The sequence below is a fragment of the Collinsella sp. An2 genome (genome assembly GCF_002160065.1).
Lineage (GTDB): Bacteria > Actinomycetota > Coriobacteriia > Coriobacteriales > Coriobacteriaceae > Limicola.
The window spans coordinates 57,354-81,485 of the sequence record NZ_NFJW01000009.1 but is presented as its reverse complement, the minus strand read 5'-3'; the positions used below and the strand labels follow the sequence as shown (position 1 = coordinate 81,485).

At 63.2% G+C, this 24,132-nt stretch carries 19 protein-coding genes and 1 tRNA gene; 10 read left to right on the top strand and 10 right to left on the bottom strand.

Translation table 11 applies throughout. The features are described 5' to 3' along the window. Nucleotides 1–299 precede the first annotated feature (299 nt). Complete coding sequence (locus B5F33_RS07090) at nt 300–1,736, top strand: alpha/beta fold hydrolase (protein ID WP_087411110.1); 1,437 nt, start codon at nt 300–302, stop codon at nt 1,734–1,736. Between the two features lie 6 nt (nt 1,737–1,742). Further along, nucleotides 1,743–2,102, top strand: a complete 360-nt coding sequence (locus B5F33_RS10830) for a hypothetical protein (RefSeq protein WP_143757960.1) — start codon at nt 1,743–1,745, stop codon at nt 2,100–2,102. A 279-nt stretch (nt 2,103–2,381) separates the two neighbouring features. Here B5F33_RS10830 and proB read toward each other — a convergent pair whose 3' ends face one another. From proB to B5F33_RS07075, 3 genes are all read right to left on the bottom strand, one after another. Further along, on the bottom strand, nt 2,382–3,545 hold the full coding sequence (gene proB / locus B5F33_RS07085) for a glutamate 5-kinase (RefSeq protein WP_087411109.1): 1,164 nt from the start codon (nt 3,543–3,545) through the stop codon (nt 2,382–2,384). Between the two features lie 165 nt (nt 3,546–3,710). Then, entirely contained in the window at nt 3,711–5,231 is a 1,521-nt protein-coding gene (locus tag B5F33_RS07080) for a nicotinate phosphoribosyltransferase (protein ID WP_087411108.1), read from the bottom strand. Nucleotides 5,232–5,335: 104 nt separating this feature from the next. Then, nucleotides 5,336–5,839, bottom strand: a complete 504-nt coding sequence (locus B5F33_RS07075; RefSeq protein WP_087411107.1) for a hypothetical protein — start codon at nt 5,837–5,839, stop codon at nt 5,336–5,338. 395 nt (nt 5,840–6,234) lie between these two features. Here B5F33_RS07075 and B5F33_RS07070 point away from each other — a divergent pair, with 395 nt between their 5' ends. Further along, entirely contained in the window at nt 6,235–7,326 is a 1,092-nt protein-coding gene (locus B5F33_RS07070) for a MupG family TIM beta-alpha barrel fold protein (RefSeq protein WP_087411106.1), read from the top strand. Between the two features lie 581 nt (nt 7,327–7,907). Here the strand turns inward: B5F33_RS07070 and B5F33_RS07065 are convergent. From B5F33_RS07065 to B5F33_RS07055, 3 genes are read right to left on the bottom strand one after another with little or no spacing between them, the layout of a single operon-like run. Then, complete coding sequence (locus tag B5F33_RS07065) at nt 7,908–8,828, bottom strand: ROK family protein (protein ID WP_087411105.1); 921 nt, start codon at nt 8,826–8,828, stop codon at nt 7,908–7,910. Beyond that, nucleotides 8,825–9,829 carry a radical SAM protein gene (locus tag B5F33_RS07060; RefSeq protein WP_087411104.1) on the bottom strand — a complete coding sequence of 335 codons (1,005 nt, stop codon included), beginning with the start codon at nt 9,827–9,829 and terminating at the stop codon, nt 8,825–8,827. The genes B5F33_RS07065 and B5F33_RS07060 overlap by 4 nt, the downstream gene beginning before the upstream one ends. Beyond that, on the bottom strand, nt 9,829–10,356 hold the full coding sequence (locus B5F33_RS07055) for a GNAT family N-acetyltransferase (RefSeq protein WP_158095333.1): 528 nt from the start codon (nt 10,354–10,356) through the stop codon (nt 9,829–9,831). Before B5F33_RS07055 ends, B5F33_RS07060 begins: the two co-directional genes overlap by 1 nt. Before the next feature lie 275 nt (nt 10,357–10,631). Between B5F33_RS07055 and B5F33_RS07050 the strand changes: the two genes are divergently transcribed. Beyond that, nucleotides 10,632–10,707 (top strand) — tRNA-Ala (locus tag B5F33_RS07050). A gap of 307 nt (nt 10,708–11,014) precedes the next feature. Here the strand turns inward: B5F33_RS07050 and B5F33_RS07045 are convergent. Then, nucleotides 11,015–12,757 (bottom strand): alpha,alpha-phosphotrehalase, encoded by a 1,743-nt coding sequence (locus tag B5F33_RS07045; protein WP_239284919.1) that lies wholly within the window; start codon nt 12,755–12,757, stop codon nt 11,015–11,017. A gap of 206 nt (nt 12,758–12,963) precedes the next feature. After that, nucleotides 12,964–14,964, bottom strand: a complete 2,001-nt coding sequence (gene treP / locus B5F33_RS07040) for a PTS system trehalose-specific EIIBC component (protein ID WP_087411102.1) — start codon at nt 14,962–14,964, stop codon at nt 12,964–12,966. 334 nt (nt 14,965–15,298) lie between these two features. Here treP and treR point away from each other — a divergent pair, with 334 nt between their 5' ends. From treR to B5F33_RS07010, 6 genes are all read left to right on the top strand, one after another. Beyond that, nucleotides 15,299–16,021 carry a trehalose operon repressor gene (treR, locus tag B5F33_RS07035; RefSeq protein WP_087411101.1) on the top strand — a complete coding sequence of 241 codons (723 nt, stop codon included), beginning with the start codon at nt 15,299–15,301 and terminating at the stop codon, nt 16,019–16,021. 733 nt (nt 16,022–16,754) lie between these two features. Further along, nucleotides 16,755–17,996, top strand: a complete 1,242-nt coding sequence (locus tag B5F33_RS07030) for an MraY family glycosyltransferase (RefSeq protein WP_087411100.1) — start codon at nt 16,755–16,757, stop codon at nt 17,994–17,996. A 112-nt stretch (nt 17,997–18,108) separates the two neighbouring features. Next, the gene (gene trpS / locus B5F33_RS07025) at nt 18,109–19,158 is read left to right on the top strand and encodes a tryptophan--tRNA ligase (RefSeq protein WP_087411138.1); all 1,050 of its coding nucleotides are present in this window, start codon (nt 18,109–18,111) and stop codon (nt 19,156–19,158) included. A 135-nt stretch (nt 19,159–19,293) separates the two neighbouring features. Then, nucleotides 19,294–20,133, top strand: a complete 840-nt coding sequence (locus tag B5F33_RS07020) for an HAD family hydrolase (RefSeq protein WP_239284917.1) — start codon at nt 19,294–19,296, stop codon at nt 20,131–20,133. A 655-nt stretch (nt 20,134–20,788) separates the two neighbouring features. Beyond that, nucleotides 20,789–21,109 carry an MGMT family protein gene (locus B5F33_RS07015; RefSeq protein ID WP_087411099.1) on the top strand — a complete coding sequence of 107 codons (321 nt, stop codon included), beginning with the start codon at nt 20,789–20,791 and terminating at the stop codon, nt 21,107–21,109. A gap of 66 nt (nt 21,110–21,175) precedes the next feature. Continuing rightward, complete coding sequence (locus B5F33_RS07010) at nt 21,176–21,394, top strand: DUF6485 family protein (protein WP_087411098.1); 219 nt, start codon at nt 21,176–21,178, stop codon at nt 21,392–21,394. Between the two features lie 80 nt (nt 21,395–21,474). On the opposite strand, the gene B5F33_RS07005 is transcribed toward B5F33_RS07010, so the two are convergent. After that, nucleotides 21,475–22,200 carry a B3/4 domain-containing protein gene (locus tag B5F33_RS07005; protein WP_087411097.1) on the bottom strand — a complete coding sequence of 242 codons (726 nt, stop codon included), beginning with the start codon at nt 22,198–22,200 and terminating at the stop codon, nt 21,475–21,477. A 327-nt stretch (nt 22,201–22,527) separates the two neighbouring features. Beyond that, nucleotides 22,528–24,120, bottom strand: a complete 1,593-nt coding sequence (gene pckA, locus B5F33_RS07000) for a phosphoenolpyruvate carboxykinase (ATP) (RefSeq protein WP_087411096.1) — start codon at nt 24,118–24,120, stop codon at nt 22,528–22,530. Between the last annotated feature and the right edge of the window lie 12 nt (nt 24,121–24,132).

The following is a 24,132-nucleotide window of genomic DNA, read 5'->3' as shown; positions in this document are numbered from 1 at the left end:
GTATACGAACGTCCACGAAAGAGCCGGCGCAGCGCGTGTGTCCTCGACTGTTCACCGTCGTGAGCGGCAGAACATGACAGCGGCGCCTGGGAAACTGTCACACATGGGGCGCGACAACGAAACGCTGCTGTTCCCCCGAGCCATCCGACCTCTCGGAACATCCTCACAATAATCCCGAAGAACATGCTTAAGGACTGGCATCAAGGCCCCGTTCACCAACATAACCTCGAAGTGAGTGTACTCTGTAGACTGCAATCAATCTGCAACGCACCACACAGGGCGGAGCCGAAGGAGGACTCATGACCAAACTTGCCAGCTATTACGTTCCCGGTCTCTACGTTGAGGACCACTCGATCGACGTCCCGCTGGACTGGCGCGGGCTCGAGCCGGCGCTTTTGGCGCTCGGGATGAATATGCGCCGTGGCGCGTTCCCCGACCCCCTGCCCGGCGTGTCGGAGTCCATCAAGCTCTTCTACCGCGTCGTGTGTGCACCCGAGCGCGTGCACGACGACCTGCCGCTGCTCGTCTTTCTGCAGGGCGGACCCGGTGGCGAAGGCCCGCGTCTCACCTCCTCCACAAGTGACGGCTGGGTGGCCGAGACTATCAAACACTTCCGCGTGGTCTTGCCCGATCAGCGCGGCACCGGCCGCTCAAGCCGGGTAAGCGGCAAGACCATGACCACACTTGCACAGGCCGCCAAAGCTGCCGGCGTGGATGTGGCACGTGCACAAGCGGACTATCTTAAGCGCTTCCTTGCCCCGTCCATCGTGCGCGACTTCGAATACCTGCGCCTGACGGAGTTCGGCGGCAAGCCGTGGGTCACGCTGGGACAGAGCTACGGCGGATTCCTGACGCTCTCGTACCTGTCGAGCTATCCCACAGGTGTGGCGGCATCGTTTACCACGGGAGGCATCCCTCACGTACCCGCCAGCGCCGACGAGGTCTATGCGCACACGTTTCCGCGCATGGTGACCAAAACGCAGCAGTACTACCGCCGCTATCCCGGCGATGTGGAGCGCGTGGCCGCCGTCGCCGACCGCCTTGCCGCAGGTGACGTGTCCCTCCCCGATGGTAGCCCCATGACCGTGGAGCGCCTGCAGCTCTTGGGCAGCGACTTTGGCATGAAGCCAAGCTTCGAGCGCATGCACTGGCTCTTCGACCACGCTTTCGAGTTGAACGATGGATTGGTGCCGGCGGACGACACCGCCGGATGCGAGCTTTCGGACGGTTTCCTCATGAGCGTGCTCGAGCGCACGACCACAGCCCAGAATCCGCTCTATTGGACGCTCCAGGAGTTCATCTACGCCGACGGCACAACGCGCCCCATCCGGTGGGCGGCCGAACGCGAAAAGGCCTCCCGTCCAGACTTCGACACCTCCGCGCGCCCGCCCATGTTTACCGGTGAGGCCTGTTTCCCCTGGATGTTTGAGCAGATGCCCGAACTCAAACCCTTCTCCGCAGCCGTCAATCTGCTTATGGAGGACACCGAATTCGACCCTGTCTACGACCCGGCGCGCCTGGCAACAAACGAGGTTCCGCTCCAGGCCGCAGTCTATTTCGACGATATGTATGTCGACTCCGGTCTGCAGCTTGACACCCTGAGTCGCGTCGGCGCGAGCCATGCGTGGGTCACCAATGAGTTTGAGCACGACGGCCTGCATGGCGACGTCGTGTTCCGTCATCTTTTCGAGGAGGCTCTAAACCGCGGCGACCTGGAGCTGACGCTAAGGCAGTAAGGGAGCTTGGAGCAACGCCGCATCCAGCAATCCCCACAGCTCACGGCCTCGTCAGGCATGGTCCGACGAGGCCGTGAGCCCTCTACAGCCGTTGGCGGCGACAGCACAAGCGAAAATCAAGCGCTGCGGCAGTCGAATCAATTGCTCTATTGCACTTTTGAATGCCGGCTGACACATCAACAATGGAGTATGCAATTTCAGCTTCGAAACAGCCAGTTTTATACACTGTTTCAGGGCGCTCAAACGTTGATTTTCAAAGCGGTGGTCAAAAAGGCCACTGAGGTAGTTTTTGAAAAGTCAAAACGAGCTTCCCGAACGGTATTGGAGCTTTTACAGACCTTCCTTTTGCCTCCAAACAGGCTGTAAAAGCGCCTCAAATACCTTCAAACTGCTCTCCGAGGCAATGTATAGCCGTCGAAAAAACTACCTCAGTGACCTTTTTGACCACCACGATGATTTTTAAGTATAAGCAACCCCTCATTTGCACCGCCAAACGACAACCGCGCCATGCGTAACGGCCGCCACCGCACCGGCCAGCCGCACAGGCAGGCCCGAGCAACGGGATTCCGCTCGCACAACACGGCTCAACGCCATGCGACGCAACTGATTCGGCCCAACCAGAATCACGGCCGCCCGCAAAGGCCCTTACGCAAACACGATCATGTTGTCCCGATGCACCGCGGGCTTACCGGCAAGCGCTGCCAGCAGACGGTTTTGCGCAATCTCATCCTGGTGACGCCCTGCAGCAAGCTTGAGCTCGTCGCTTGGCGCCTCGGCCTGACCGCGAGCAATTACAAAGCCGGAAGGGTCACAGATATCCAGGATGTCCCCTGTGACAAAGTCCCCGTCCACAGACGCAACGCCAACGGGCAGCAACGACGAACCATGCCGCACAATCGCCCGTGCGGCCCCCTCGTCGACCACCAGACGTCCACGCGCCGCGTCGCCGAGCGCGATCCAGAGCTTGCGCGGAGCGATGTCCAACCGGTCCGCAGGCGGCACGAAACACGTGCCCACCTGTTCGCCGCGCGCCAAACGCACCAGCGGAGTCTCAGCTTCGCCCGAGCAAATCACGCTCTCGATACCCGCGGTCATGAGGATGCGACTCGCGCGGATCTTGGTAATCATGCCGCCCGTGCCCACGGCCGTGGTGGAATCCCCTGCCGCGCCAATGATCGATGCATCGATCTTATCCACGCGCGGAATGAACTGGGCCTCGGGGTCCAGCGCGGGATTGGCGGTATACAGGCCATCGATGTCGGAAAGCGTTACGCACAGGTCGGCAGACACCAAGCAGGCCACAAGCGCGGCCAAGGTATCGTTATCGCCGAAGCGGATCTCGTCAACCGTTACCGTGTCGTTTTCGTTTACCACCGGCACCACGCCCAGGCTCACAAGGCGCGTCAGGGCGTCGCGTGCGTGAAGGTAGGAATTGCGGCGCGCCGTATCGTGCCGGGTAAGCAGCACCAGCGAGGTAAGCAGGTCGGCCGCACGAAACTCCTCGTCGTAGACGGCCGAGAGAACGCACTGCCCCACCGAGGCACACGCCTGTAGGCTCGGCATATCCTGCGGACGGCGCTCGAATCCCAACAGCGGCGCCCCGCAAGCGATGGCGCCCGAGCTCACCACAACCAAGTTCCAACCCAGCCGGCGCAACTCGGCGGCCTGGCGTGCGAGGTCCGCTATAAACTGGCGGCGAAGTGCGCCGTCAGCGCCCACAAGCGTCGACGACCCAATCTTCACGACCATGGTCTTGGTCGGTGTGGTGGCGGTGGACGTCGTGGCAGAGGTAGCGAACTCGGCGGGCATGCGGTCTCCTGAATAATCGACTCGCCCGACGAATTGCCGGGCGAAAACGTGCCGCCCCATCATACCCCATCGCCGTCCGTGCAACGGGGTGCACGGACGGCGATGTGCGATGTCGTTTCCTGTATGTAGGAGCTCCCGGGTGCGACTCCGGCAATGTGTGCAACCCTACCGCTTGCGCGGGGCCTTCCAAGGCATGCTCGAACCCGTCGCCACCATGCGCTCGCGCACGAGCTCGTCGCGCACATGGGCAAGGCCGCTCTCCATGCCAACCACGTAGGACTGCGGATACAGGAAGCGCTTGTACTCGGGATCGAGCGCCGACAGGGCGGCGCTGCAGCGCGCCCGCGCCTGCTCGAGCGGCTCGCGTGGGGCGACAGCGGCGCCATCGCGTACCACGGGCTCAAGCAACTCGCGATAGGCCATGCCGGACACGCTCGTTACCAGAGCGGCGTCGTTCACCGCAACAAGCGTGCCGCCGCGCTCTCCTCCCTCGCCCTCAAGATACGCCTCGTCGTAGATCATGTCGCACACGGGGCTGCCGGCGTCGTCCATATAGCGGCGCACCTGCTGCACGCCGGGAATCGTGCGCTTATAGGGCTGCTCGGAAAGCTTCACCACGGGTGTCCAGGCTTCATCGCCGGGGTCGCGCCGTGCAGCGAGCTTGTACACGCAGCCCAGCGCCGGCTGATCGTAGCAGGTGGCAAGCTTGGTGCCCACGCCAAAGGAATCGATCGGCGCGCCCTGGTCCAGCAGCGACTGAATGGTGTATTCGTCCAGGTCATTCGACACCGAGATCTTCACGTACGGCAGATTCTCCTCGTCAAACCGGGCGCGCACGTAGGCCGAGAGCTTCGCCAGGTCGCCGGAATCGATACGAATGGCCGCAAGCCGCTCGCCGCGCGCCTCCATCTCGTGTGCCACCGTGATGGCGTTCTCCACGCCCTCGCGCACATCGTAGGTGTCGATGAGCAGCGTGCAGTTGTTGGGCATGCTGCGCGCAAACGCACGAAACGCCTCGAGTTCCGAGTCGAAGCTCATGACCCAGCTGTGCGCATGCGTGCCAAAGACCGGGATGCCGTACTTGCGCCCCGCCAGCACGTTGGAGGTCGACGAGCAGCCTGCCACATAGCTCGCGCGGGCAACGGCCATGCCGCCGTCGGGCCCCTGTGCGCGGCGCAGGCCGAACTCTGCGACGGGCCGACCTTCTGCTGCCTGGACCACGCGCGCGGTCTTTGTGGCGACGAGCGTTTGGAAGCCGATGGTGTTGAGAAGCGCCGTCTCGAGCATCTGGCACTCAAGCGCGGGTCCGGTCACGCGCACCATGGGCTCGCGCGGGAAGACGAGCTCGCCCTCGGGCACGGCGTCGATGTTCACGTGTGCGCGGAACTTGCGCAGGTACTCAAGAAAGCCCGGCTTGAACATGGCGCCACCTGCAGGCGCCTCGAGCGAGGCCAGGTAGTCGATGTCCTCGTCCTCAAACCGCAGGTTCTCAACGAGGTCGGCAAGGTCGGCGGTGCCGCACATGACCGCAAAGGCGCTTCCGAAGGGATGGTCGCGGTAGAACGCCGTAAAGCAGTCCATCTCATCAAGCTTGCCGTTTTCCCAAAGGCCCTGAGCCATGGTGAGCTCGTAGAGGTCGGTCAAAAGCGCCACGTCGGTGGGGCGCGTGGGGTCTGTCAGTGCCATGTAAACCTTCCTTTCGCATGCGAGCATCGCATCGAGGTCGGTCACCAAGGCCCCGACCTCGCGGGGTGTTCCGAGCCGCTATGGCATCGGCTCGGCGCGTCCCGTTATCCAAGCACGCCGGTGTTGACCAGCGCGACGTAGACGGCGCCGCAAACAAACGCCAGCAGCGCGATGGCGATGATGAGCTTCTGGGCGGGCGGCATCGAAGGCACGCCGTCTTCGTCCTCGCCCTCCGAAAGCACCATGCGCTCGCCAAACGTGCGCGGCCGCTCCTGCGTGCCGGCGGCCTGAGCGGAAGATGCCGAAGGCTGCGACGCGGGGCGAGTGGCTTCGCTCGCCGACGGGCGAGCGGGCGTTTCGGCCTGCACGCTCGAAGCGTCCGCTTGGGTTGTCGCCGACTTGTCGGCAGTCGCCTCGGAAGACGTAGGCGCAGGAGCCGCGGGGGTCGAACGCGAATCATCGATGGTCGCGGCCTTCGCCGCATCGGACTCGGCTTGCTCGGCGCGCAGCTGCTCGAGCTCCGCACGCTCACGACGGGCCTTCTCGGCGCGCAGCTGTTCGAGCTCGGCGCGCTCGGCCTCCGTGAGCGGAGTATCTTGATCTGCCACGATGGGAACCTCTTTTCGATCCAAGCGGCATCGGCCGCGTCATGGCGTTCTTTGCAGTATACCCGCAACTCTTGCTGGCCGCCCGTCCCGCTTGGCTTCGTGGACGGCGGCGCGCGGGCCGTCACGACTTTGCGGCAAGCGAGGCCATGCACACGCGGCCCTACAGCCGGCGCGCCAGCCGTACGGCGCGAAGGCGTGATGAAATGCATCCCGGTTTTGATTTCTCATAATCCATGTCTTTATAGAAATGTATCGCGCTTTTATATGCCGACCCCTCGTCTGCCGTGCGAGAATGGGAACAGCCAAATAACACGCCGACTTTATCCGCGCGAACCAACAAGCAGGCTCAAAAGATTCACGCGGCAATCGGCACCATGACAACGAAAGGACGTCATATGCACCGGCTGGGAATCTCGCTGTACCCCGAGCACTCCAACCCCCAACAGGACCGAGCATACATGGAGCGCGCGGCGCAGCACGGCTTCAGCCGCATCTTCACCTGCCTGCTTTCGGTAAAGCGAAACGCCGACGAGACGATCGAGGAGTTTGGATCGTTTGTTAGCACGGCCCATGACCTGGGATTTACCGTTGCCGTCGACACCAACGAAGACGTCTTTGAGCGTCTAGGAGCCACGCCGTTCGACCTCTCCCCCTTCGCGCATATGGGCGTGGACATCATCCGGCTGGACGGGCACTTCGGCGACCAGGGCGACATCATAATCACCCGAAACCCCCAGGGCATCCAGGTCGAGTTCAATGCGAGCTGCAACCTGGCACTTGACCTGCTAATCGAGCGCGGAGCCGACCCGCGCGCCATGACCGTCTGCCACAACTTCTTCCCCGAGCCCTATACAGGCCTCTCGGAGGAGGTGTTCCAGGCCCGCAATGCCCAATACAAGCGCCTCGGCCTCACGCTGGCAGCGTTTGTGTCCAGCCGCGAAGAGAATACCTTTGGCCCGTGGCCCGTCTTCGCCGGCCTGCCCACGTGCGAGGATGACCGCAGGCGACCGATCGACCTGCAGGCCCGCCACCTGCTCGCATCGGGACTTGTCGACGATGTCATCGTGGGCAACTGCTTTGCAAGCGACGACGAGCTCGCGGCGCTTGCGGCCGTCGACACCACGCGCGTGACCATGCGCATCGACCTTGTGCCCGACGTCACCGATATCGAGCGCGAGGTTATCTGGGGCTTTGACCACACCACGCGCGGCGATGCCTCGGCATACATGCTGCGTTCCTCGTGGTCGCGGCTGGCATTCAAGGAGCGCAGCATCGCGCCGCGCCCTTGGCCTGACACGGTCTTCCATCGGGGCGATGTCCTGATTCCCAACGACAACATGGCCCATTACCGCGGCGAGCTCGAGGTGGCGCTGCGCGACTTCGAAAACGACGGGACCCGCAACGTGGTCGGGCGTATTCCCGCCGAGGAGCTCTTCCTGCTGGACTACATTGCGCCGGAGCATCCTTTCGGGTTTATCCGGCCCTAGGACCATGCGCGAGCGGACGAGCTGGTGGCGTTCGGCAAGCCCCGAGCCTGCGTGACCGGCTCGCTCGACACGGCTGCCTCGATCGCCTCGGCCAGCCTGCCTCGCTCACCTCGGCCGGCCCGCCTGATATAGCCAGCTTGTCCGCTTTGACCGTCTCGCTCGCCCCGTTATCCCACTCGCCTCGACCGGCTCCACCGAAACTGTGTCTAGCAACTACTTTTGACTAAGATAAGCGCCGATTTTGGGCCTAAACATAGTCAATGGTAGTTGCTGGACTAAAATCGCTCGGCAACAGCGCGGCACGCGGCGGAACGAAAAGGCGGCAACGGCCCGGCGCGCGGCAGAGCAGGACGCCGGCCGTCGAACGGCACACGGCGGAGCGGGACAACAGCCAGCACACGGCACGCGGCGGAGCGGGACGACAGTCAGCACCCGGCACGCGGCGGAGCAGAGCGACAACCAACAAGCAATGAAGCCGGCACCCGAAACACGACGGACAGAAGCAGCAATCATCGCCCGAGTAGCACGCTACCTCCGCCGCCCGAAACAACACGACGCCAGCGTCCGTGTCCCATCATCCCCTACGCCGCACGCCGCCGCTGCATGTGCAAGTAGTGCTGACAGGCGCCGATGAGGTTGGCCTCGTTGAAGAAGCGGCACGGCAAGATCTCAACGGAGGGAAACGGGTAGTTGAGCTCGGCATTAAAGCGCTTAATCGCCGCGCGAACACCCTCGACGAACAGCGGATTCTTGCTCACGCCGCCTCCCAGGCAAATGCGCTCCGGGTCAATCCAGCACTGAATGTTATGGATCTGCATGGCAATGCCGTCGCACACATCGCGAAAGACGTCGGTGGCAACCGTATCGCCCTGCTCGATCAACGCGAAGACCTCGCGTCCGTTGCAGCTCTCAATGCCCTTTGCATCGGCAACGCGACGGCACAGCCCGTGCGTCGAGCAGTCGGTCGAAAACGCACCGTCGTCGCGCAGAGGACTGTCCTTGTGCGGCATGCGCGAATACATGAGGGAGGCCTCGCCGGCATAGAGATGAGACCCCTTGAAGACCTCCCCGTTCACGACCGCCCCGCCACCGATGCCCGTTCCAAAAGTAAGCACGACGCCGTTGGTCACACCTTGGAGGTTTCCCACGGTAAGCTCCGCCATGGTCGAGCAGCGCGCATCGTTCTCGACCTCGATGGGAAGCCCAAAACGCTGCTCCCATACCGTTGCGTCAACGTCGTAGTTGTACATGAGGGCGCCACCGGTATGCAGGTACTTGCGCTCCACATCGATGACCCCGGGAAGCGAGAACGCGATGCCCTCGACCGGACCCATCTGTGCCAGGATGCCCTCGAGCACGCCCAGGAAGGCCTCCTGACTCTCCGTCAGCCCGTTGGGCGTAGGGACCTCGCCCAGCTGTGATAGATCCTCGGGAGCACCCGCGCCTTCCATGACAGCATGTTTGATGGCCGTACCGCCAACATCAAAGACCGCAAGCCTCATTGCAGCCCTCCTTCCCGCACGCCGGCAGCGTTGCTGCAGGCATCCGCGCGCACCAGCACGCCGGTCGTATCAAAGGGCGGGGTAAAACTCTCGTCCACGGCCCCGCCTTCCTGCCAGAACATCTGGGTGAAACCCAGGTCGTCCGCGTGGTCGAGAACCTGCTCGTACTCCTCGTCCGTAATCGCGCGGGCGAGCTCGCCGCCCTGGGTGCGCATCCGCGCGTTTGGCGTGTACTGGTTCATGACCGAGATGGGGACATCGCCCACCGCGTTCCAAATTCGGTCGAGCACCCGGCACGAATCGTCGACATGACCGGGCAGCACCAGATGGCGCACGATGATGCCGCGCGTCCATGTGCCATCGGGGCGCGACGCCGGGCCGCCCCGTCGCGCGAGCTGCCGCGACATCTCTACAAGCGTCGACTCCGCGACCTCGGGATAGTCGGGCACATGGGAAAGCGCGCGGCCAAGTGCGGCGTCGCCGTATTTGAAGTCGGTGAGCCAAATGTCCACGAGGTCGCCGAGCTCTCGGACCGCCTCGACGCGCTCGTAGCCGCTCGTGTTGTAGACGATCGGAATGCTCAGCCCGCGCCGGCGGGCGTCGTCGAGTGCCTGCGGCAGCAGATGCGCATAGTGAGTCGCCGTGACCAGATTGATATTGAGTGCCCCCTGGTCCTGCAGCTCCAGCATGATCTCTACGAGGCGCTCCGGCGGAACCTCGATACCGAAGTTTCCCGTCGAGATCTCGTGGTTCTGGCAGTACACACACTTGAGTGGGCATCCTGAGAAGAATATGGTGCCCGACCCCGCCTCGCCCGAGATGGGCGGCTCCTCCCAGAAGTGCAGCGCGGCGCGCGCCAGACGAAGCGTTCCGTCGGCACCGCAGATGCCGCGAGCCCCTGCCAGGCGATCCGCACGGCAGCGGCGCGGGCACAGCTCGCACGACCCCAGCGATGACGGAGAGAGCAGCGCGCCCGCCTCCCGCTTAGTTCGAGTTTCCATCAAGCGTCTTCCCCTTCACGCAGGTCAAGCTCCATGAGATGCGACGCGTGCCTGAGGCCGCCTCCCACCTCGATGTCAAACACGCCTCGGTCGGCAAAACCGAAAGCCGTATAGCTCGCGATTGCCGGAGCGTTGTTGTCAAACACATCGAGCCTGAGCGTCCAAGCCCCGCGGACGCGTGCCTCCGCTGCAGCCGCGCTTAGAAGGGCGCGCGCCACGCCGCGACCCCGGGCATAGGGGGCAACCGCAAGCAGATGCAGCACGGCGACGTGTTCCGAGGGAGCATCAACGCCCCACGGCGCGACCGCATAGTCCTTTCCCTGGCGCCCGTCGAGTACAAAAGCGCCTATGGGCCGCGATGCGGACGCCGCCGCATCACCGGGCTGCGAACCCGCGCCGCGCGAGGATGTCCCACGATCGTCCTCATACGCCACGAAGAGATTTCCTGCCTGCAGCGATGCCGTCAAACCATCGTGCGTCGGATGCACGCCAAACTCCCACCACACGTCGTGTGCCGTGCCACGCATCTCCTCAGCGACGCTTCGATACAGCGCCTCTATGTGCACAAGGCAATCTGGCGATACCGGACAAATCAACATGAAGCAGCAATCCCCTATCAACAAACGCACCCTGCGAGCACGTATCACGCATCTTTAGGCTGGACATGGGCAGCGCCCTGCGTTCAGGGAGTCACCCGCCTGTCGCCCATTCTACATGGGGTGCCAGCGTTTGTGGCTAAGTCGCGAGTGAAAAGATTTTCCGTTGACAGGCGTTCGTGGGCTGGTAATATGTATCTCTGCTTGGGGACGTAGCTCAGCTGGGAGAGCGCTGCCGTCGCATGGCAGAGGCCGAGGGTTCGATTCCCTTCGTCTCCACCACAAGCATCCGTGACGGGTCTGCAGCATTGCTGCGGACCCGTTTTTGGTAATGATGCTACATGGGGAACATGGGAGGCCGTCGGCTGACGCTTTGTCAACGCTCAGTAATTCCCCGGAATCGGCCCCTATTCTGAAACAAAACTGAGCCTCTGCGAAACATACAGTCGCCGAGGCTCAGTTTCTTTACGCGCAGGCCGTGCGCAGGGTTTCTTTACGCGCAGGTCGCGCAGGGACGGCACGTGGAGCGTTCGAGCCCGTAAACTCGGTGGCGGCGGCGTGGCTCGTCCGCCCCCACGCGCGCGCACGCCTATGCAAGCGCGACCACCAGCGCCTCGAAGGGCCGCAGGGCCACCGCACCCGAAGCCGCGTCGACCGTCGGCGCGTCATCGTAGTTGCCCAGCAACCGCTCCGCATCTTCCAGGCTCACGTCCGCACCGGAAAGGCAGACCCGGCACGGCTCGTCATCGAAGGAGCACAGCACCAGCAGACGCCGCGGCTGGCCCTCGGGAGCATCCTCAAGCTCGCGCAAGTAGGCAATCACCTTCGGTGCGCCCTCCCCCACCTCGACAAAACGGACTGCGCCGTCGGACACCGCCAGCAGCTGCTTGCGCAAACGCACCAGCTTGCGATAGAACTCGAGCATCGACCCCTCGACGCCCTCTTCGACCTCGGCGTTCACGCGCGTGTAGTTGGGCGCCACGCCGATCCAGGGCTCGCCGGTGGTGAAGCCGCCGTGAGCCGCCGAGCCCCACTGCATGGGCGTTCGGCCGTCGTCGCGCGAGCGCTCGTTTACCACGCGCAACGCCTCGGCAGGGCTCTTGCCCGCATCGAGCATGATGCGGTAGTAGTTCTTGCTCTCGACGTCGCGGTATTCATCGATCGATGCGTAGCCGGGATTCGTCATGCCCAGCTCCTCGCCCTGATAGATATAGGGCGTGCCCTGCATGAAGTGGGTGCAGATGCCAAGCATCTTGCCCACCTTCTCCCAGCTGCTGTCCGGCAGCCCGGCGCCACCGCGGCCGCCAAAGCGCGAGATGGCGCGCGGCTGGTCGTGGTTGTTCCAGAAGAGCGCGTTCCAGCCTCCGCCGGCCTGCATGCCCTCCTGCCACTCGCGGAAGATCTGCCGAAGCCGTGGGATGTCAGGGTCGGCAAGCTCCCACTTGTTCCCGTTGCGATAGTCCACCTTCAGATGGTGGAAGCTGAACGCCATGGCAAGCTCGTGGTCGTCGGGGCGCGTGTAGCGCACGCAGTTGGCAAGGTCGGTCGAGGCCATCTCGCCCACCGTGATCATGCCGTCGATACCCGCGCGATCCACAAGCTCGCGCAGGTACTCGTGCACATGGGGACCGTCGGCAAACAGACGGCGTCCCAAGCCCTCCGTGTCGTCCTCGAACACCTCAGGCTTCGAGATGAGGTTGATGACATCGAAGCGGAAGCCGCGCACGCCGCGGTCCTTCCAGAAGCGCACGACGTTCGCCAACTGCTCGCGCACCTCGGGGTTGGTCCAATCGAGGTCGGGCTGGCTCACATCGTGCAGATGCAGGTACCACTTGCCCAGACGCGGCTCCCACTCCCAGGCGCTGCCTCCGAAGGCACACTGCCAGTTGGTGGGCGGCTCTCCGGGGTCGCCGGCGCCCGTGCTGCCCCGTCCGTCGCGCAGAATGTAATAGCGCTGGTAACGCTCGTCGCCGGCAAGTGCCCGCTGGAACCACGCATGGTCGCGAGAGGTATGGCAGAGCACCATGTCCAGCATGATTCCCATGCCGCGCGCATCCGCCTTGGCCACGAGCCGGTCGAAATCGTCCATCGTGCCATACACCGAATCGATGGCGCAGTAGTCGGAAACGTCATAGCCGTTGTCGCGCTGCGGCGAGGGGAAAAACGGGGTGATCCAGAGGTAGTCCACACCCAGACGCTGCAGATAGTCGAGCTTGCTCTCGATACCACGCAGGTCTCCGATGCCGTCGCCGTCACTGTCGCAGAAACTCTTGATGTAGATCTGATAGACCACGGCGGATCCAAGGTCGTGCCTGGTCATGGTCTGGGACATCGTTTCTCGCTTCCTTTCGAGATTGGTGGAATATGCGATGTCGCCACGACGCCGCCCCCGTGTCGGCGACGCCGCGGCGCGCGTTGAAATACACGTCAAAGTACAGCATAGCCCGCCGGCACAGAGTCCGCCGGTATCGTCGGTGCCGCCGGGACACGGCGTGCCGGGTGCCCGCGACTCAAGGACGCGGGCGCCCGGGCCAAACCTTACTTATAAGAGACCACCGTGGTGGAGCCAGCCTGAGCGTCCATACCGCTCGAGAAGCTCACATCCGACGCGCTACCCGTGGCAGACACCACGAAGGCGGTGGCGGTGGGGTGCCCGGCAGCGAGGATCTTATCCTGCGAGAAGCTCAGCAGCTTCTGGCCGGCCTTGACGCGCTCGCCCTGGCTCACGTAGCAGGCAAAGCCGTCTCCGCCCATGTCCACGGTGTCGATGCCCACGTGGATCAGCAGCTCCATGCCGTTGTCGAGCGTGAGGCCCACGGCGTGGTTGGAGGCAGGCATGGTCACGGTCACGGTGGCGTCGGCCGGCGCGACCACGGTATCGGCCTCGGGGGCAGGCTCTATGCAGAGGCCATCGCCCATGCACTTGCTGGAGAAGACTGGGTCGGGCATCTCATCGATGGGCTTCACGGCGCCGGTGACCGGCGAAACGAGCTCGCCCGGGCCAGCGGCAGCGGCGGCAGGCGCGGAGGCCTGAGCGGTGGAGGCGGCAGCGGACGTGGAGCCAGCGGCCTCAAGCGCGACCAGGCCGCGGTCCTCGGCGGAGAGCTGGCGGCCGCCCACAAAGAGGGTCAGCACGAAGGGGATCACGATGGCGATGAGCATGCACACGGCGAAGATGCCCCAGTAGTTGAACATGATCGACAGGATGCCGGGAATACCGCCCACGCCGATGGACAGCGCCTTGACGGAAAGCCCGGTGCAGACCATGGCCGCGACCGCGGACCCCACCATGCCACAGAGCAGCGGGAACTTGTACTTCAGATTCACACCGAAGAGCGCAGGCTCGGTAACGCCCAGGTAGCACGACACGCATGCGGGGATGTTGACCTGCTGTGCGCGCTCGTTTTTCTTCTGGAGCACGATCATGGCAAGCACGGCAGAGCCCTGAGCGATGTTGGAGAGCGCGATCATGGGCCACAGGGTGGTGTAGCCGAGGTTGTTCACCAGCTGGGTGTCGATGGCGTTGGTCATGTGATGCAGGCCGGTCATGACGAGCGGAGCGTAGAGTGCGCCGAACAGGGCGGCAAAGACCACGCGGAAGTCGGACGAGAGACCCCAGTTCACCACATCGGCGATGGCGTTGCCGATGGCCCAACCGATGGGACCGACGACGAGGTGTGCGATGAAGACGGCCGGCACGAGGGACATGAACGGCACCACGATCATGCGCACGACCTCGGGCGTGACCTTGGTGAAGAACTTCTCGAGCCACACGAGCACGAAGGCAGCCATGAGGGCGGCGATGACCTGGCCCTGGTAGCCCGTGCCCACAAACGAGTAGAAGCCGAAGTCGTAGGTGTGCGCGGCGATATCCTCCGGCGTGGCCGTAGCGACGCTGAAGCCGTTGAGCAGCTGCGGCGAGACGAGCGTCAGGCCCAGGATGATGCCCAGGATAGGCGTGGTGCCCATCTTGCGGGTGACCGACCAGCAGATACCCACGGGCAGCATGTGGAACACGGCCTCGCCGATGACCCACAGGAAGTTGTACATGCCGTTCCAGAACGTCCACATGTCGGCGATGGACTGGGTGCCGTGCTCAAGGTCGAAGGCGCCCGAGGCGTCGAAGAAGTTGACCTCGCCGATGATGTTGCGGAAGCCCAGGATCAAGCCGCCGCAGATGAGCGCGGGGATGAGCGGGGCGAAGATCTCGCCCAGCACGCCCATGGCGCGCTGTAGCGGGTTCTGGTTGGCGCCCGCCGCGGCCTTCGCGGCCTCCTTGGAGACACCCTCAATGCCGGAGACCTTGGTGAACTCCTGATAGAAGTCGGCGACGTCGTTGCCGATGATCACCTGAAACTGACCGGCCTGCGTGAAGGTGCCCTTCGCGCTGGGAAGGTCCTCGATGGCCTTGACGTCGGCCTTGCTCTCATCGACCAGCACGAAGCGCATGCGCGTCATGCAGTGGGTGACTGCGGAGATGTTCTCCTTGCCGCCCACGAGGTCGAGGAGCTTGCCCGCGTCCTCCGTGTACTTTGCCATGCCAGCTACCTCCTTATGTAGCCACCTGTGCCCGGACGGAGGCCGTCCCACGTCCGCGATGACCCCCGCGTCGTCGTCCGGGCAACTTATTTGAATAAGTTGCCCATAGTATGGCTCAAACTTATTCAAATAAGTTGCTGAACCCACGGGCGCCCGCCGAACGGTCGGGAAACGCCGCTAAACGGTAACTTATTCAAATAAGTTGTTCTAGATTCATAATACCTGTGGTACATACATACCAGCACACAGATACGGGGCGCGTCCGCCGGCACGGCGAATCTAGGCCTTCCAGCGCCTGCCGCGCGCGTTGCCCGACATGACGACAAGGAGTTCTATGAAGGCCCGCTACGATAGCATCTACCAAGACATTCGCTCAAATATCGAAAACGGGGTCTACCCGTATCAGTCGCTGCTCCCCTCTGAGAGCGTCCTCACGCAGGCGTTTGACTGCTCGCACAACACCATCCGCCGGGCGCTCTCCATCCTGAAGGAGAAAGGCTACGTCCAGCCCGTTCACGGCAAAGGCGTGCGCGTCATCTGGCGCCCAAGGGAGCGCGCGACCTTCGAGGTGGGCGGCATCGAATCGTTCCGTGAGACGGCGGAGCGCAACCACCTTTCCGCGCAGACCCGCGTCACCGACTTCGGCCACATCGTCGCCGACGAGCGCATCTCCCTTGCGACGGGCCACCCCCTCGGTGCGGACCTCATCACCGTCGAGCGCGTGCGTGTGCTGGACGGACGCGCCCTCATCCTGGATAGAAGCTACTTTTTGGCGCAAAGCGTGCCGGGGCTTACCAAAGAGATCGCCGAGGGCTCCATCTACGACTATCTGGAGGGCGAGCTAGGCATCGTCGTCGCCACAAGCAAGCGCACCATCACCGTCGAGCGGGCCTGCGAGCATGACCGCGAGCTGCTGGACATCGATGGCTTTGACTATCTGGCCGTCATGACGAGCCAGACCTTCGACAGCAAGGGGCTCATGTTCGAATACACCACGTCGAGGCACCGGCCCGACACCTTCTGCTTCCACGACACCGCTGTGCGCAGCGCCGTTTAGCAGCGCCGATCATGACCCCGCGCACGGCGGATGCGTGGGGCAAGGTCACAAGCGCCCTTTCCGAGAGCGCCCTGTGCGTCGGGCCGGACCCGCGTGCGCCGAGATTTGCGGACGGGCCGGACCCGCGTGCGCCGAGATTTGCGCGACGCTCAAGCACGCGCGACGGCCAGGCATATTTCGTTGAGGTCAAAGGACCATGCGCAGGAATCCGCTCAGCTTGCGCAACGGAGCCTGCGCATAGAAAAACCGCCCCCTGCTTCACGTAAATGAACCCACCTCTACAAGGTGGGTGCCCTCATCGCCTCTTCCAGCGTCCTTAACAACGAAGGATACCTGTACTGAACGCGACTGTGTGGGCTCCCTAGAAAAACGCGACGGTTCACCCAGTTGCTCCGCAGGGGGCGGAACATCTTTATCATAAACCGCGCGAATTCATTTACCAGTCTTGACTTATGCCGAAGCCTGTCGGATGATGAACGCGTACACGTGACTTTGCCTTTTGACAGTTTCCGCATGTAAATCAATATGTTTTTCCTATCGGGCAGATGCTTTGCCCCTTGCCGAGAACGCATGCCGCACATCCGCAGACCGTGGTGTCCGGGTGGTGACGGGTGGATGCGCTCCGCCGAAGCAGGCCGGTCGAGTATGATGTATGCGTCGTATGCCGCGCCCTCATGTTCTGGGCGGCAGACGACTCCACGATGTCCTCGACCCTAGACGGCGGTTCTTACACATGCAGCACTATCTGCCTTACATATGTATCGCGCTTGCCGCCTTTGTGACCACCTATATCCTGGTCCCCCCGGTGAGGCTTCTGGCCATCAAGCTCGACGCGGTCGACTACCCTTCGAAGCGCCGCATCAACACCAAGCCCATCCCGCGCATGGGAGGCGTCGCGGTCCTGGCAGGACTCGCCGTGGCGCTCATCGTCCAGCTTCTGGGCACCTGGTACTGGGGTTGGCCGCCGGTGCTTGTTCCCCACCCCAGCATGACCATCAACTATCCCCTGCTTGGCGTGTCGTTCCTGCTCATCTTCCTCACCGGCGCAATCGACGACGTGGTGCAGCTGCGACCGAAGGCGAAACTTGCCGGTCAAATCGTCGCCGCCATCTGCGCCGTCGCGAGCGGCATGGTGATCCACAACATCGTCGACCCCTTTGATTCCGGCTATATCCAGCTTGGCTGGGCGGCCTACCCCATCACGGTCCTCTATCTGGTGGCGTACAGCAACATCATCAACCTCGTGGACGGTCTCGACGGCCTTGCAACCGGTATCTCCGCCATCGCCGCGATCTCGATGTTCTCCTTCGCCATCCTGGCCGGCCGGGTTGACGCCGCCGCGCTCGCCATTGCGCTTGTAGGCTGCTGCCTGGCGTTTCTGCGCTACAACTTTCACCCGGCATCGATTTTCCTCGGCGACTCGGGAGCGCTGCTGCTTGGCTTCGCGCTTGCCACCATTTCGCTGCTCAACGTCTCGCGTACGGCGGCCCTCACCTCGCTCATCATCCCGCTCATCGTGGCCGGCGTGCCCATCATCGACACGTTCTCGGCCATCATCCGCCGCATGCGCGCCCACGTGAGCATCGGCCAGGCGGACAAGGGGCATATCCATCACCGCCTTATCCAGGAGGGCTACGACCAGCGCCAGGCGGTGTTGCTCATCTATGCATGGTGCATCCTGCTATCGCTCGGCGCCGCCGCCATCAACCAGGTGGGCATCGAGCTGCGCGTGGTGATCTTCCTGGTGCTGCTTGCCTGCTCGGCGGCCTTCGCCATTCGCTTGCACCTCTTCGAGCCGGTGCTGCGTCATCACTACAATCCCAAGACGCACGAGGACGAGATCGTCACGCCCGACGACACGGGCTTCATCGAGGCAGTCGAGGAGGACCGCCAGGAGCATGAGCGATGGCGTCGCGAGCATCTCCCCCACCCCCATGCCAAAGACGGCCACACGCCGCGCCATCTGAAGAAGTGACGCGATGCCGGAGGGGAGCTTCGTGACCCCCCGTCCTCTTGAGCTTTTCGCCGCGCACGTGCGCGACACCATCTTCATCCATTTCCCGACAGCGACGACCAAGGAGAGTTCCATGCCGAACGAACGCAGCTATGAGACCGCCCAGAAGCGCAGCGACCAGATTCGCGCCGACCTTGCGCAGCACCCCGAGAACTACACCATGCTCACCGGCGACCGCCCCACGGGGCGCTTGCACCTGGGTCACTACTTCGGCACGATCAAGGGACGCGTCGAGCTTCAAGACATGGGCGTCAACACCAATATCCTCATCGCCGACTACCAGGTCATCACCGACCGCGACACCACCGAGCACATCCAGGACAACGTCTACAACATGGTCATGGACTACCTGGCCTGCGGCATCGACCCGGACAAGACCATGATCTACGCGCACTCCGCGGTGCCCGCGTGCAACCAGCTCATGCTGCCGTTCCTCTCACTCGTGAGCGAGGCCGAGCTGCAGCGCAACCCCACGGTGAAGGCCGAGATGGAGGCATCCGGCCACGAGCTCACCGGGCTTCTGCTCACCTATCCGGTGCACCAGGCCTGCGACATCCTCTTCTGCAAGGGCAACGTGGTGCCTGTGGGCCGCGACCAGCTGCCGCATATCGAACTCACGCGCCTCATCGCCCGTCGCTTCAACAACCGCTACGGCAAGGTGTTCCCCGAGGTCGACGCCCTTTTGTCCGAGACCCCGCTGCTGCCGGGCCTTGACGGCCGCAAGATGAGCAAGAGCTACGGCAACGCCATCTCGATTTCCATGACCGCCGAGGAGACCGCCAAGCGCATCAAGAAGAGCCAGACCGACTCCGAGCGCATGATCACGTTCGACCCCGAGAACCGCCCCGGCGTGTCGGGCCTGCTGTCTACGGCCGCCATCTGCACCGGCCGCGCGCCCGAGGAGATCGCCGAGGAGATCGGCATGGGCGGCTCCGGACAGCTCAAGAAGTACGTAACCGAGGCCGTAAACAGCTACTTCGAGCCCATCCGCGAGCGTCGTCACCAGTTTGAGCAGGACCTCGACTACGTGAAGGACGTGCTCCACGAGGGCAATCGCCGCGCCAACGAGATCGCCGAGAAGACGCTCTCCGAAGTGCGCGAGGCCATGGGCATGGTGTACTAGCGCTTCGATAGCCCTACCGGAACAGCAGCCTGCTCCCATAGGTTGCAGGCAGTATCGCTCCCAAGGTGAAACCACCGGGCGGCAACAGGCAGTGCGCAGAACTCCGTTGCCGCCCGCCACGTTGAAAGGATTGCCGTGTATAAGCTTGTTGCTAGCGACATGGACGAGACGTTCCTCGACGACGACCATCTCATCCCCGCGGCCAACGTGGAGGCGCTGCGCCGCATGCGCGAGCTCGGCGTACTCTTCGTGCCCAGCTCGGGGCGTCCGTACCAGTCCATCATGTCCAACTTTGCGGACATCGACCAGTCGCTTCTGGAAGGTTCCTATGTCATCTCGTACAACGGAGGCTTCATCAACCGCTATGGCGACCCTAATCCCGTGCTCAGCACCACGATGGACCGCGACTCGGTCGAGTTCCTGTACCGCTATGGCGTGGAGCATCGCCTGGCCATGCACATCTACACCCCAAGCGGAAAGATCTTCACACAGTTCCTGCCGCCCGAAGAGGCCACCTATGTGCGCAACATCACCGGCGTGATTCAGCTCGACGACTCGACCAGCAGCCTCGATTTCGTGGGCGACGAGGAGCTGGTGAAAATCCTCTATATGAACAGCGACTTCGAAGCCGTGAAGCGACTGGGCGCCGATCTGCGCCCGCAGCTTGACCCCGCCTTGGTGGATATCACCTATTCCTCACAGCGCTACGTCGAATTCGTCCCTGCCGGCGTCAACAAGGGCACCGGTCTTGTGCACCTGGCACAGCTGCTTGGCATCGACGTCGCCGATACGATCGGCGTGGGAGATTCCGCCAACGACCAGGCCATGATCGAGATGGCCGGACTCGGCGTAGGCGTGGCCAACGTCACCGACGACGTGCGCCCCCTCTGCGACCTGGTGCTTGAAACCTCGGGCCGCGACGGCGCCTTCCCCGAGCTGGTCCGCCGCGTCATAGAGCCCCAGCACACGGCATAGGTTTCGGCCATACGCATCCCCTGCCATACGCATCCCCTGCAGGACAGAACGCGTGTCTCGACGGGCCTTCGTCCGGGCTGCCTCCCCCAGACCCGTCTCCGTCCGGTCCTTCTCCCCCAGACCTGCCTCCGTCCGGCCATCTTCCTCGCGAATACTCACCGACGCATCGTCAACGCTCAGTAATGCCCCAGAATAGGCCTCGATTTTGAAGCAAAACTGAGCTTCGGCGAAATACGCAATCGCCAACGCTCAGTTTCGTCGCAACAGGAAGCGACCCGCCACACAGGTGACGGGCCGCTTCCTTGATAGCACCGTTGATCGCACAGAGGGGAGGGATGCGAATCAAACTCGGCGGAGTCGACTTATTTCATCGCCTGGAGTCTTCTCCGTCGCTGAGTTAACTATAGTAAACAACCACGCTATCGGCGACGAGAATTGACCCCTCCATAGCTCCTCCATAAGTTAGCCTTGGCTTACCACTTTGAGGCCCGTTGAAGATCGTACGGGACACAAGGCGCCCATCGTGGGCAGCGGCCATCCGATAGCAATACGGCAGCTAGAGAACCAGAGCCACCATAAAACACGACGCCGCACATACAAGACCGCCTGCCCGTTCAATACGCCTTGCTACAATGAGAGCTACGAGGAGGGGCCCATGAAGAATACCGGATTCTTTGAACGCGTCTACGACGTGGTCGAACAGATTCCCGAAGGAATGGTTGCGACCTACGGCCAGGTGGCGCGCCTTGTAGGTGAGCCACGCAAGGCGCGTTTCGTCGGATTCGCCCTGCATAGCAACCCCCGACCCGGCATCGTGCCCTGTCACCGCGTCGTATTTGCCGATGGTCGCATCACGGACGGGTTTGCCTTCGGCGGATCCGAAGCCCAGCGCACCCTTCTGGAAAACGAGGGTGTCCCCTTTGTGGACGATACCCACGTGGACCTAGCAGCCTGCCGCTGGCCCGCCGGGCTCTAGCGCGAACACACCCGGCGAAGCACGCCCCGCACACCCCTATCCCCTACGAGCCGAAAAGAGGAACGTATGGCAACTGCACCGTTTTGCACCTGCACCGACCACGACTGCCCGTTCAATCCGGTCAACCACGACAAGGGCTGCACGCTCTGCGTAGCGAAATGCCTGAAGGAGCACGAGATTCCCACCTGCTTCTTCCGCGACGTCTCGGAGGCGGACCTCCTGCCCGGAGACGAGCAGGACTGGACGTACCAAGGCTTTGCCGCACACGTGCTCAAGGAGCGCTAGAACGCGCCAACAACAAACACGAAGTATCAAAGTCGGGCGGCCCGCGCACGTGTTGCACAGGGCCGCCCGACTTCCAACGCCTAGGCGATCTCGATCTCGCGATTGTCGGAGGTCACCAGCTGCTTCACCGCAATGGACGCGCCCAGGTAGCGCTCCACGAGCTCGGCAAGCTCATCGATGGCAGCCTGGCAATCCCCCACCCGCTCGGGCTCGACGCATTCGATGGCCAAAAACGCGTTGCGCGAGTCGTCGGTAAGGGCGGTGCGCACACCATCTCGCCAGTTCCAGCAGCGGCACACGGCGCCGGCGTCGTCGCGATAGCACAGCTCGCCTGGAAGCGTGGGGTCGTCGGTCTCCTGCTCGCCAAGCGGCAAGAACGCGTCGCCGCCCTCGGTGATCCCCAGGCGCAGGTCGCCCTGGAACGCATCGATGTCCTCGCCGCCCACGGGCAGCGCGTATTTGAGCGAGATGGCGTTGTAGATGTCGACCGACGGGGTGATGGTTCCCACCGGCTTGCCCTTGAGGACACGCTTCAGCAGATTCTCGATAGAGCAACGGGCGCCCTTCTTGGTCTTGAAGGCGCGATAGGCCTCGCGCCACGCCTTCACGGGCGCGTTCTCGGAAATCGTATCGCTTGTGAGATGGCGCTCAGCAAGCACGTTCGCGCGATCGAGCAGCTTCTCAATCTGGGCGGAGTCCTCGGCAGGCACCTCGCTTGCCGGCTTCATGCCCTCGGCGACCACGATGCCAATTGCCGCCTGCGGAAAGAGCTGCCAAAACGAATCCTCTGCCACGAACTTCTTCATGTGCCAACCGTCCCTTCGTATCCGGAGGCTGCGACGACGCAGACCCCCGCACCGCCGTTTAGACCCTTACGAAAAACGCGCCCACATGCCGACCACCTTCAATGCCCTACGGTGTCGGCACGTGCGCGCGTGCGCCGCCCCCATCCGGGGAAGGGGGCAAAAATGTTAGGTTCATCATACCCGGCGTGATTCCGGTGTCAAGAAACGGGCGACCCCGAAGGGCCGCCCTTCACAGAACACAACACAACGTCGCCGCCCAGTCTGAAGCGGCAGAACCGTCCTGTCGGCGGCGACCGAACGCCCTACAAACGTCGCCTAAACCGCCGATCAGCGATGGCGCGGACGGGTCATGCTGTTCAGGTCGACGCCCGGATACCGCTTGTCGAAGTTCTCCTTGAACTTGCGCGCGAGGTCGGCCGCGGCCTTGTCGTAGGCCTCGCCATCCTCCCAAGTGTCGCGCGGGTTCAGAATCTTCGCCGGAACGTTGGGGCAATCGAGCGGCACATCGACGTCGAACACGTCGTCATGGCGATACCCGGCCACATCGAGCTCGCCGTTCATGGCAGCCTTCACAAGCGCACGGGTATGATAGAGCGCGATGCGGTGACCGACGCCATAGGGACCGCCGGTCCAGCCGGTGTTGACCAGATACACGCGCGTCTTGTTCTGCGTGATCTTCTCGCCCAGCAGGTAGGCATAGACCATATGGTCAAGCGGCATGAACGGCTCGCCAAACAGCGCCGAGAACGTGGGCTGCGGCTCCTTGATGCCCAGCTCCGTGCCGGCGACCTTGGCGGTGTAGCCGGTCAGGAAATGGAACATGGCCTGCTCGCGATCGAGCTTGGAGATGGGCGGCAGCACTCCGTAGGCGTCGGCAGTAAGGAAGAGCACCACCGACGGCGTCTCGCCGGTGCCCGACTCGACCACGCGCTGGATGTGGCTCAGCGGATAGGCGGCACGGCCGTTCTCGGTGATAGAGCTATCGGAGTAGATGGGCTCGCGCGTCTTGCGGTTGAGCTTCACGTTCTCGGACACGCTGCCAAAGCGGATGGCATCATAGATGTCGGGCTCGCGCTCGCGCGTGAGGTCGATGGTCTTGGCGTAGCAGCCGCCCTCGATGTTGAAGACGCCGCGCGGGCTCCAGCCGTGCTCGTCGTCACCGATGAGCAGACGCTCGGGATCGGCCGAGAGCGTGGTCTTGCCGGTGCCCGACAGGCCGAAGAGGATGGCCGTCTTGCCGGTGCGCGGATCCATGTTGGCCGAGCAGTGCATGGGCAGCACGCCGTCCTCGATGGGCAGCAGGTAGTTCATCATGGTGAAGATGGCCTTCTTGATCTCGCCGCAATAGCCGGTGCCGGCGACGACGATCTTCTTGCCCTCCATGTCCAGGATGACGGCCGCAGGCTCCACGCCGTCGCGGTCGCGCGAGCACACATAGGTGGGCGCGGCGAAGACCATGATGTCCGGGCGGCCGAAGACCTCGAGCTCATCGGCCGAGGGGCGCACGAGCATCTGCGAGATGAACAGCGCCTGATGCGCGCGCTCGCACACGACCATGACCTTGCGGGCAAACTGGCGGTCGGCGCCCGCGAAGCCACGCACCACGAACAGGTGGCGGCGCTGCGACATGTAGCGCGTCACGTTCTTGCGCACGCGCTTGTAGGTCTTCTCATCGATTGGTTTGTTGGTAGGGCTTTCCCAGTTGACGTTCTCGTCGGCAGCACCCGCGTCGACGATGTAGCGGTTCTCGGGAGAACGGCCGGTGAAGGCTCCCGTGGATACCGACAGGGAGCCGGTGGAGGTGAGGTAGGCCTCGTGGTGGGAGATGGCGTGCTCGATGAGCTTGGCGGGGCTCCAGTCAACGTGCACGCGGTCGATGTCACAGTCGATGCCCGACTCCAGCAATATCGTTTCGATCATAGGTTCACCTTT